This is a genomic window from Paenibacillus sp. NN59, from assembly GCF_057597225.1.
In genome coordinates, this window is sequence record NZ_CP199678.1 from 1,509,112 (window position 1) to 1,519,860 (window position 10,749).

The following is a 10,749-nucleotide window of genomic DNA, read 5'->3' on the forward strand; positions in this document are numbered from 1 at the left end:
CAGTTTGGCTCGTTTTCTACATGCAGCTTCCCCGTGGAGTGATTTAATGGATATATAAAATGGATTCACATTCTGATTTTACGGGGGGGGATACCATGTCCAATGTAACGGTGAAAGAATTAACGGCCAAGCAAGCCGACCGCGGCGTCAAAAGCTCGGTGTTTACGCTGAAATTTCTGCAACGTATTGTAATGATCCTGATCGGTGCTGTGCTTATGGCTGTATCGCTTGAAGTATTCCTCGTGCCAAACGGCGTCATCGACGGCGGTATCACGGGGATCTCGATTATGGTTTCAGAGCTTACACATCTGCCGCTGGGGATTTTTCTGACTTTGCTCAATATGCCTTTTCTAATCCTTGGTTACAAGCAGATTGGTAAGACCTTTGCATTATCTACTTTGCTGGGGATCGTCGTGATGTCAATTGGAACATCGCTACTGCACAAAGTTCCAGCACTCACGCCGGGTGAACCGCTTCTCGGTGCCGTATTCGGCGGATTAATTCTGGGTGTGGGAGTAGGTCTCGTCATTCGTTCAGGTGGTTCACTGGACGGTACAGAGATCGTTGCTATTTTGTTTAGTGAGAAATCACCGCTGTCTGTGGGACAGATCGTATTGATTATTAACGTATTTATTTTCGCGGGTGCTGGATTCGTATTCGGCTGGCCGAACGCTCTGTACTCGATGATTGCTTATTATATTGCCATGAAGATGATTGATATCGTGAATGAAGGGCTGGATCAGTCCAAGTCGGTCTGGATTATCAGTGAGAAGTATCGTGATATCGGTTCCGCGTTGACAGATCGTCTCGGACGTGGTGTAACGTATCTGGACGGAGAAGGCGGATTCAGCGGGGATGAGAAAAAGATCATTTTTGTGGTCATCACTCGTCTGGAAGAAGCCAAGCTGAAGTCCATTGTTGAGGACTGGGACCCGCAGGCCTTTGTAGCTATCGGTAACATTCACGATGTGAAGGGCGGACGCTTCAAGAAAAAAGGCATCCATTAGCGAAGCTTTCTGCTCGATATGACTCTACTATACCAATAGCCGATATCCTGTGATTCAGGATATCGGCTATTTTTTCTTGAGATGTTTCAGAATCAGTTCCATAGGTTGCGGTGGCACTGCTGCAATCAGGTCGCCCACGGTTGTCAGACGTTCAATAATATTCATGAGGTGATAATCCTGAATAGAGACATCACGGCGCACTTCATCCCAAGTCAGGGGAGTGGAGACGGTTCCCCGTGGCTTTGCGCGAGGGGTATAGGGAGCAGCTAATGTTTTGCCGCCATAATGCTGGAGATAATCAAAGTAAATTCGATCGCCCCGATCTTTTTTGAGCCGTTCCAGCGTAAACAAATCAGGATGTTTTTGCGTGACATATTTACCTACAAAATGACCAATATCCCGTAACTCATCAAATGTTACACCCGGAGTAATTGGTACAATGATTTGAACACCTGTGGCGCCAGAGGTTTTGGGAACGGATTGCAACCCGAGGGAGGACAATGTTTCACCTACAATCAAGGCGGCCTGCATGATCCGCGGCTCGTGCTCCATCGAAGGGTCAAGATCAATCATCCATTCACAGGGTAGCGTACTGTTAATCGCATGAAGCGAAGGATGGAATTCAAGTGCGGCCAGATTTCCTAACCAGAGAAGTTCAAGTAGCCCGTTCATGACAATATACCGTATACCTTCATGATCCTGTGTATGAACGAAATCAGGCACAGGCTCCGGTGCATTTTTCTGATAAAAGAACGTGTCACCAGCGCCATGAGGGTAGCGAATGGTTGTCAGTAAACGGTTGTGAGTGTAGGTTAGCAGATAAGGAGCCAGTGCGGCCAACTTTTGCAGATAGATGGCTTTGGTAATCCCTGCCTCTGGCCATAACAGCTTGTCTGGATTCGTAACCGTGAGTTCTACACCCTCGATCTTGATGGAGCCTTTGACTTTGTGTGGCACCACTTCACCTCCTTTTACTGGAATTCATGTTGTAACTGGCTCGCCAGGCAGTCCTCCCGTTTTACTTCTGCAAAGGTTTGGATGCTAGGATGTCTCAGTGTGCGATGATGCGTCAGTTCCATATACTGCACCTTAAGTCCAATCTGGGGTTGTATCCAAGTTGTCTCTGCGCTACGCTCAGGAATGTTATGGAACGGCCTATCCTTTATGATAAGTGGTTGCACCTGTGAAGTGAGTTCCCGCCAGCGATTAATGTTCAACTTCCCTGTTCCTACATGACCAATATAGATAAAATGAGGTCCGTCATATACGCCAATCGCAACGGCGTTAACGATTCCATCGCGATACGTAACACCCCCGATCATGGCGTACAGATCATGCATGATCTTCACCTTCTGCCAGCGTGAGTCCTTGCTACCGATTCCGTAGGTGCTGGTGAGATCCTTGCAGACGATGCCTTCCATCTGATGTTGCCTCATAACGCTTAGCAAAGTAGATGCATCCGTTGAGTTGGTTACTTCCTGAACATGAGTGCTGGTATGTAGCACTTGGTGAAGCAGCTGCTGACGAGCGGATAGTGTCAGATCTGTGACCCACTGTCCATCGTAATATAGAATGTCAAAAACCATATATGTTATCGGTATCTGCTGTTTGGCTTGAGCAATGTTATCCGGCTTGCTCATGCGATCCCGGCGAAGTACGTGATAAAAGGAAGGGCGTCCCGTATCCGGATCGAGAGCGATGATCTCACCGTCCAAAATGTAAGAGTTGCCCTCGCATAGATTGCGCGGTCCCACTAGTTCTGGATACTGGGTCGTCCGGTCGTGTAACCTGCGATTGACCAGCCGTAACTCTTGCCCGTTCTCATAGGCGAGCATGCGTACACCATCCCACTTGATCTGGGCAATCCACTGGGAGCCTGTCGGTAAAGTGTCTCGGGATACAGGTTCAAACGGACTAACAGGTTTGATCATGTGTTACTCATTTCCTTCCTTAAGCCAGCCACGTGTGAGGATTAAATCAAATGCGTGGAGGGCATTAATGTTTTTGCAACTTATGTTTCAAATGATGAATCAGGATCAACAGCAGCGGCAGAAAAATGCCACAGGTTAAATCCCAGTCAATCCAGTAGGGAATGATCACTTTCAGATAGAAGGTTTCATTCGGAGCGATCAGGATGGAACATGTTAAAATAAGAAATGCCGCTGGGAAGATGAGATTCCGATAGCTGGACAAGCCAAACAGATGAGCGAGCCCAAGCACAAAGCTGTAGAAGAAGAGCACACTTTTGAAAAATACAGCGATACCCCAGACGGAAGCCATAATAGCCTCAATGCGTTCTAGAAAGTTACCAATGTTAATCAGACGGGACAGATTAAATGAAGTAAACCAGTAATGCTGTGTCATGAATGGTCCCATAATAAGCAGACATATACTTATGGTTAGCGTTAACATTAATCCGCCGATCATACCCATGAGCAAAAAATCTCTTTTCAGATGAGGGCGTTGCTCTGTGTAAGGCAATAACATCATGAAAATACATAATTCACAGTACGGATATGTAAGTACAGCGATAAAGCCTTTGAACGGATCAAGGAATCCCCGACCAAGAATGGGTTTTATATTGTCGAGCTCTGCCTTGGGGAGTAGGCATAGGGTGAGAATAATCAAGAACAGGACAACGATAGGCAACAGGATTTCGGCAGTCCTTCCCATGTTAGGGAGTCCCGATCGCAATCCCCAAGTCAGGGCGCAGATGAATGTCAGGTGCAACACCCATAATGGCGAATTTCTCAGAATGTTTGTCGTCATAAAGTCTCCCATTTCACGGATAAACGTCGATGCACCAATCAGAAAATAAAAAATATAGAATGCGCTGATCACAGCACCGACCCAAGGCCCCAGCACCCGGAGTACATGTTCAATTAAATTCAGACGCGGATCCAAGCGATATACAGCGAGCATGATCAGAAGCACACCTATTCCGCCTCCTACGCCAAGCAATGAAGAGATCCAGGCATCCTGCTGGGCATAAGATGTGATCATCGAGGGGAAAAAGAGGATCTGCTCACCGATTGTGCAAAGGAACATCAGCGAAGCAAGTTGCCTGACGGTCAAACGTCCCTTTTCAATCATTCAATAAATCTCCTTCGTCTGACAATGTTTAAGTCTGAGTTAGGATGTACCAATATTTACGGTTTTATCAGAAGTATAAAAAAAGCCCGACCCTTTACCTCCTAAGGAAGCTTTGGAGGAACGAGGTCAGGCTTTTTTTGCAGTAACAAATTTGATCAAGAGAAGGAATGCAGAATGAAATCGGCAGAGTGAATGGATGGTAACAGTTTGTGTTCAAAGTAACACGAATTGAGCTTTAGGCCTCTGCAATCAGGCGGATTCCGATGTTTTGCGGGTCTGCTGCATACCATGCAACACCATCGGGACGTACTTCAACGCCAGACTCGCGCAGACGTTCAACGGCCTGCTCAACTTCATGGTTATGGGCATACACAATGGTGAAATAGTTGATTCCCGTAGCATTGGCAGGATTGATTGGAGCGTTAACTCCGGCCCAAATATTAAGTCCCAGATGGTGATGGTAGCCTCCGGCAGACACAAACAGTGCTGACATATTCGCGAAGTTGCCTACAACATCAAATCCGAGAATACCGGAGTAGAAGCTGCGGGCTTCCTCCAGACTGCGAACGTGAAAGTGAACATGACCGATAACGGTGCCAGCTGGCAAACCATCCCAAGTTTCACTTGCCGACAGATCAAACAAGCTTTGCACATCCACTGGATCGCTTGCCATGACGTAATTATTGTCAGCATCCCGTTTCCAAGTATCACGAGGGCGATCGGCATAGATTTCAATCCCGTTCAAATCGGGATCAGAGATATAAAAGGCTTCACTCACCAGGTGATCTCCCTGACCAATATCGATCCCGGATGCGACAAGATTACGAACGGCAAGTCCAAGCGACTTGCGGTCAGGTAGCAGAATGGCAAAGTGGTACAGTCCGGCATGGGAGCGCTCGGGCAAAGTGATGCTGTTGCTCACTTCTTCAAGGCGAAGAAGGACGTTCTTTCCGTCCGCTGTCATTGTGGCAATATGATCTTGGCGTGTCAGTAGTTTAAGGCCAACAACGTCCGTATAAAACTGGATGGACCGATCCAGATTGTTAATTTTGAGACTGACTTCACCTAGATGGGTTGTGGCTGGGATTTGATAAGTCGTACTCATGGTTATTTCCTCCTTATAATGACTTCTCATCGTGAACAAATCACAAATTAGAATGTGTGAATATTAAAATATTGGAACGAAGTGCATATCGATGTAAAAGTGAGCCTTGAAACATGTTATTTTTTGAAAATGAAGATCATCACTTTATAAATATAAATAAGTTACTTTTCATAAGTTAATATAAAATATTTACTTTGTTTAGTCAATAACTTAGTCGATATTGTTTCATCAAAAGTTTCTGAGATGTTTGTTTAATTGGGGATGGTCATAGTGGCGAGTCGAGGGTGGTGACAGATAAATGAACCACCACTTGCTAACGAACCGATAGGGCAGTTTTGGGATCATGGTGACCCAATTACGTCCGGTCCGTTAGATACAAGCGGGGCCCCCAACCCTCCTACTCCAACAGCACGCTTAAGCTTTGGGTTTAGCAGGGGCTTTTTTGCGTTTCGGAGTTGCAGGTGTAGCATCGGTTTCTCCTCCAGCAACAGCCTGGGCGGTTGTTTTGCGCGGAGCGCGTTTTTTAGGTTTAGCCGTGGTTGTTCCAGGGTCTGAAGGAATGGGCTTTACTGCTTCAATACTTGCTTGAAGTGCAGCCATAAGATCCATCACATTAGCTTCCGGTTTGGCTGGAGCGATCTTGATCTCCTCCCCAGCAACCTTGTGTTGAATGAGGTCAAGCAACTTTGCCCGATAATCATCTGTATATTTACCAGGTTCAAACGGAGTTGAAAGTTGGTCGATTAGCAGTTTGGCCATCGAGAGTTCTTTTTCGTTTACATTTTGAACTTCAGGAAGGTTAGGAACCTGAGACACGGGACGGATCTCATCCGGGTAAAAAATAGTTTCCATCGACAAGCAGTCTTCCAGAACGCGGATGGCGGCGAGACTACTTTTGGAGCGGATGGAGATTTTAGCAATGCCTATTTTTCCCGTATCCCGCATGGCGTTCATGAGAAGCTGATAGGCATTACCACCAGCCTGATCAGGAGAGAGATAATAGGTTTTTTGAAAATAGATCGGGTCAATTTCAGTCAAATCCACAAAATCCAGAATGGTAATGGTTTTGCTACTGGACTCGTTTAAGGCCTCAAGTTCTTCTTTTTCGAAAAGAACAAATTTGCCCTTTTCATATTCATAGCCTTTGGTGATCTCTTCCCATTTGACTTCGACCTCACAGGAGGGGCACTGGCGTACATAAGCGAGCGGACTTCCGCAAACGTTATGAATGTAACGCATGGAGATATCTTTGTCCTCCGTAGCCGAGAACATTTTGACAGGGACATGCACGAGACCAAAACTGATTGCACCTTTCCAGACCGTATGCATAAAGGCGACTCCTTTCAAATTTCTTATTTGTTAATAGTATGGGCAGCTGTTGTAAGGGATAGTCGTAAACCCTTGATTGTATGGTGGTTAGGGATATCTAGATGGGGGTCTTCAGCATTTTGTATGGTTCAGCAAGAGTCGGGGATGATAACAGAAACATGATGGGGAGGTGCCAGATGAAGAACAGGCGAGATGAGGAAGAGGCGCACAAGCACGCGTTTACGCCCTACCCTCTGGAGGATGCCGAGAGTGCAGAAGAGTTTTATACGCCGGCAGCAGATGTCAATTGGGAAGCGGTAACTTCAGAGAAACTGCCGCTCGATCGGGAATCCTTTATGCTGGATATCGATCGTATGGTGAATGAGGGTTTGGGCGGCGGTCAGGTTACAGAGGATAATGGTTATATTGGGGATAGTACGACAGATACGATTGTGCAAGAGGATCACAATGATGACCCGGAAGGAGATTACGAATAGTATGATGGATGCAAAACGGGCAAAAGCTATTTATAATTCCAAAGATACAATCGCGGTGACGCTTGAAGGTGAGCCTGTCTGGATTGAAAATGTGGATGAGGCAAACGGCATGGCAACGGTACAGGTGGGCAGCAGACCAGGGAACACCCAAACGGTGCGAGTGGATCGTCTGGAAGAGTAGCAGTCATGTGACAAGTACAGCGGAAACTAGAGGTTATTGTCATTCTGGAATTCAATGAAAGTGCGGCCGATACCGGGAGGTATCGGTTTTTTAGGTTCAGATCCTTTCTGTGATTACGCAAAGAGATGGTTATAAAGTCTAACCTTTCCAGCATGTTCCTTCGATGTTGCGGGCAAGGAAAGGGACCGATATAATAAGGTTCAAAGTGAACTCAGACGGAAGACCGTCAAAGGTGGGGCGTATATTGAATCAGACGCACGAGCAGTGGGTGTATCACTCCCACAGCATTGTAGATACAGAAACGCTTGCGGCTGCACTTGCAGCGCAGGCACAGGCTGGCATGGTTATTGCACTGGACGGCGATTTGGGTGCGGGTAAAACCGCTTTTTCTCAGAAGTTTGCCTGGCATTTGGGCGTGAGAGATGTTGTAAGCAGTCCAACTTTCACGCTGATCAAGGAATACGAGGGTCGATTGCCGCTATATCACATGGATGTGTATCGCATATCGTTGGAAGAAGCGGATGAGCTGGGTCTTGAAGAATATTTTTATGGTACGGGAGTCAGTCTGGTGGAATGGTCCAGCATCATTCCTGAGTTGTTACCCGAAGAGCATCTTCATGTGCAGATTGAGACGACAGGTCTGGAAGATCGAACGATAACGCTGGATGGGTATGGTGAGGGATATGCCGCGCTATGTCGACAGTTCAGACAGAATGGAGTTATAGGATGATACAAGGTTTTGGAAATGAAGGGACGAACGAAGGTTTAGGGAAAGAAGAAACGTTAGAAGCATTAAGGAATGATGGGACGATCGAGGAGCAAAAAAAGCCGCGTCAGCGGTTTTTGGTGTTGGATACATCTACCGCGGTGATGGCTGCAGCGGTGATGGAGGAGCGGTCGCTACTGGAAGAGCGCAATGAGCGAGCAGAGCGTAATCACTCGGTGCACGTCGTGCCTGTGATGGAGCAGTTGCTCGCTGCCAGCGGTACGAAGCCAGGCCAACTGGACGGGATTGCCGTTGGCATTGGACCGGGCTCGTACACGGGCATCCGCATTGCGGTGACCGCGGCAAAGACGCTGGCCTGGGCGTGGGACATCCCCGTTGCCGGGGTGTCCAGCCTGCAGGCCCTCGCCTGGGGCGGCTGGCACAGCGGCCTCGCCGCCAAGGCGCAAGCTGCGGCAGATGATGCCGCAGCCGGGGCTGGCGGAACGCCATCCGCGGACCAGGGTGGCACGAGTGCCGCCCCTGTCCACTGGATCGTTCCGCTCGTGGATGCGCGGCGCGGTCAAGCCTATACCGCGCTGTTCGCCTCAGCCGGCGGCGATACACCCCGCCGGCTGGCGCCGGATGCCATCCGTCAAGTGAACGGATGGCTGGAAGAGCTCGCCGCCCGCTTGGCGGAGGCGGCGCCGGAAGAGCGGCCCGCTGCCGTCTGGATCGTCGGCGAGACGGGCCAACATGCGGCGGCAGCGGCAGAGCTTCGCTGCCCCGCAGGAACGGCGCTCCAGCTCGTACCGTATGAGCTGGAAGGCCGCTGGATTGGGCGCCTCGGCGCCGAAGCGCTGCTTGCAGGTCAGCGCGATGACGTACATGCCCTGGTGCCGAACTACACCCAGCTGTCCGAAGCCGAAGCCAACCTGCTGCGCAAAGGCTGAAGGGAGAGGGAGAGCGGATGGACAACGTAGCGAATGAAGGACAGGAGACCATGTTTCAGTTCAGACTCATGACCGTGGCAGATATTCCTGACGTGATGGAGATTGAGCATGAAGCATTTACCCTCCCTTGGACGGAAGAGGCATTTCACAATGAATTGAAGCATAATCATTTTGCTAAATATATGGTCATGGAGCTGGACGGGACTGCTATTGGATATGCGGGAATGTGGACGATTATGGACGAAGCGCATATTACCAATATAGCGGTGAGAAAAGCCTACCAGGGCCGCAAACTGGGCGAGAAATTGCTGGACGAGTTAATGAAGACGGCAGCCTACCTCGGTATGGAGCGAATGACACTGGAAGTTCGGGTGTCGAATGTCGTGGCTCAGAATTTGTATCAGAAAAAAGGGTTTGAATCGGCAGGTCTGCGCAAAGGGTATTACTCCGATAACGGAGAGGATGCAATGATCATGTGGGCGGTACTTCCGCCTGCGGGCCGGAGCGGCGAAGAGGAAGGAAGCGTAATGGATTCATGAATGATCTTATAGATAATCAAGGCGGAACTCCATCCTATATTCTGGCGGTAGAGACAAGCTGTGACGAAACATCGGTAGCCGTGGTCAAAGATGGACGTGAAGTATTGTCCAATCTCATCTCTAGTCAGATCGAGACACATAAAGCGTTTGGCGGAGTTGTACCCGAGGTGGCTTCACGCAAACACGTTGAGGTGATTACGCTAATGCTGGAGCAAGCGATTGAGCAGTCTGGCATTCGTCCGCGTGATCTGAGCGCGATTGCGGTTACGCAGGGACCAGGATTGGTCGGCGCATTGCTGGTGGGTATCGTAGCAGCGAAGACACTCGCGATGGCTCTGGGCAAACCGCTGATCGGCACCCATCATATTGCGGGTCATATTTATGCGAATCGTCTTGTGCGTGAGTTGCAATATCCAGCGATGGCACTAGTCGTATCCGGGGGACATACAGAGCTTGTACATCTGGAGTCCGAGGGCAAGTTCAAGCTGATTGGACGCACTCGGGACGATGCTGTCGGTGAAGCATATGACAAAGTCGCTCGTGCGCTCGGCTGTCCATATCCGGGAGGGCCGCATGTAGACCGCATGGCATCTGAAGCTGAAGATGTTGTTCCTTTGCCACGAGTGTGGCTTGAAGCAGGGTCCTATGATTTCAGTCTAAGTGGGTTGAAATCGGCTGTACTCAACGCACTGAATCAGGCCAAGATGCGTGGTGAAACACTGGAACCGTCTGCGGTGGCACGTGGTTTTCAAGAAGCAGTCGTTGAAGTGCTCGTGGAAAAAGCGGTACGTGCTGTTCGTGAATATGACTCACGTCAGTTACTTCTGTGCGGTGGGGTTGCTGCCAATCGCGGTTTGCGGACTGCTCTGCAGGAACGCTGTGCGAAGGAAGGACTTGAACTCGTCATCCCGCCAATGGAATATTGTACGGATAATGCAGCCATGATCGGCGCGGCAGCACATCTGAAATGGATTCGCGGCGAGGGGACTAATTTTGACGCGAAGGCGGACCCGGGACTTTCTCTGGAAGCTTGGTCGGTTCAGACCGAGGCGTAAAGTTCTCTCTTTTTTGAAATGAATGGTTGACAGCGGTTTGTGAAGAATGTATATTAGTTACAAATTTAAACAGGAATAATCTCCTGAACTGAAAAACGCGATGAACAGGAACAGTAAGGTCACTCCGGGTCATTAGAGAGCTGCGGGATGGTGCAACGTAGCCGAAGGAAACCTGAAACTCACCTGGAAGCGGAACGATGGAACACGGCTAGCAAGAAACGGGCCGAAGGCTGAAGCCAGCCGACAGTATATCGTTACGGGTTGCCTCCGTGAATGGGCCATTGTGCTCGGGTCGAAGCATATTAGAA

12 protein-coding genes are annotated in these 10,749 nt (G+C 49.0%); 7 read left to right on the top strand and 5 right to left on the bottom strand.

Annotated features, from left to right (window positions below):
* Positions 1-95: 95 nt before the first annotated feature.
* A complete protein-coding gene (locus ACT89M_RS06455) occupies positions 96-1,007 on the top strand; it encodes a YitT family protein (protein WP_145333276.1) in 912 nt (303 codons plus the stop codon).
* Positions 1,008-1,073: 66 nt separating this feature from the next.
* On the opposite strand, the gene ligD is transcribed toward ACT89M_RS06455, so the two are convergent.
* The 5 genes from ligD to ku all read right to left on the bottom strand — a co-directional run bounded on the left by ligD (position 1,074) and on the right by ku (position 6,534).
* Positions 1,074-1,964 (bottom strand): non-homologous end-joining DNA ligase, encoded by an 891-nt coding sequence (gene ligD / locus ACT89M_RS06460; protein WP_308722444.1) that lies wholly within the window; start codon positions 1,962-1,964, stop codon positions 1,074-1,076.
* 14 nt (positions 1,965-1,978) lie between these two features.
* A complete protein-coding gene (locus ACT89M_RS06465; protein WP_154890837.1) occupies positions 1,979-2,938 on the bottom strand; it encodes an ATP-dependent DNA ligase in 960 nt (319 codons plus the stop codon).
* Between the two features lie 64 nt (positions 2,939-3,002).
* Positions 3,003-4,100, bottom strand: coding sequence for a GerAB/ArcD/ProY family transporter (locus ACT89M_RS06470; protein WP_487345076.1), 1,098 nt, complete (start codon positions 4,098-4,100; stop codon positions 3,003-3,005).
* A gap of 235 nt (positions 4,101-4,335) precedes the next feature.
* Positions 4,336-5,205: a VOC family protein gene (locus ACT89M_RS06475; RefSeq protein WP_154890839.1), complete on the bottom strand. Its 870-nt coding sequence runs from the start codon at positions 5,203-5,205 to the stop codon at positions 4,336-4,338.
* Between the two features lie 414 nt (positions 5,206-5,619).
* Positions 5,620-6,534, bottom strand: coding sequence for a non-homologous end joining protein Ku (ku, locus tag ACT89M_RS06480; RefSeq protein WP_154890840.1), 915 nt, complete (start codon positions 6,532-6,534; stop codon positions 5,620-5,622).
* A 176-nt stretch (positions 6,535-6,710) separates the two neighbouring features.
* Between ku and ACT89M_RS06485 the strand changes: the two genes are divergently transcribed.
* The 6 genes from ACT89M_RS06485 (at position 6,711) to tsaD (ending at position 10,441) form a co-directional block, all read left to right on the top strand.
* A complete protein-coding gene (locus ACT89M_RS06485; protein ID WP_154890841.1) occupies positions 6,711-7,010 on the top strand; it encodes a hypothetical protein in 300 nt (99 codons plus the stop codon).
* A 4-nt stretch (positions 7,011-7,014) separates the two neighbouring features.
* Positions 7,015-7,191 (top strand): H-type small acid-soluble spore protein, encoded by a 177-nt coding sequence (locus ACT89M_RS06490; protein ID WP_090918464.1) that lies wholly within the window; start codon positions 7,015-7,017, stop codon positions 7,189-7,191.
* A 244-nt stretch (positions 7,192-7,435) separates the two neighbouring features.
* Entirely contained in the window at positions 7,436-7,921 is a 486-nt protein-coding gene (tsaE, locus tag ACT89M_RS06495) for a tRNA (adenosine(37)-N6)-threonylcarbamoyltransferase complex ATPase subunit type 1 TsaE (RefSeq protein WP_154890842.1), read from the top strand.
* On the top strand, positions 7,918-8,847 hold the full coding sequence (gene tsaB / locus ACT89M_RS06500) for a tRNA (adenosine(37)-N6)-threonylcarbamoyltransferase complex dimerization subunit type 1 TsaB (RefSeq protein ID WP_260510768.1): 930 nt from the start codon (positions 7,918-7,920) through the stop codon (positions 8,845-8,847). The genes tsaE and tsaB overlap by 4 nt, the downstream gene beginning before the upstream one ends.
* 17 nt (positions 8,848-8,864) lie before the next feature.
* On the top strand, positions 8,865-9,386 hold the full coding sequence (rimI, locus tag ACT89M_RS06505; protein WP_090918224.1) for a ribosomal protein S18-alanine N-acetyltransferase: 522 nt from the start codon (positions 8,865-8,867) through the stop codon (positions 9,384-9,386).
* A complete protein-coding gene (tsaD, locus tag ACT89M_RS06510) occupies positions 9,383-10,441 on the top strand; it encodes a tRNA (adenosine(37)-N6)-threonylcarbamoyltransferase complex transferase subunit TsaD (RefSeq protein ID WP_154890843.1) in 1,059 nt (352 codons plus the stop codon). The genes rimI and tsaD overlap by 4 nt, the downstream gene beginning before the upstream one ends.
* The last annotated feature ends 308 nt before the right edge of the window (positions 10,442-10,749 follow it).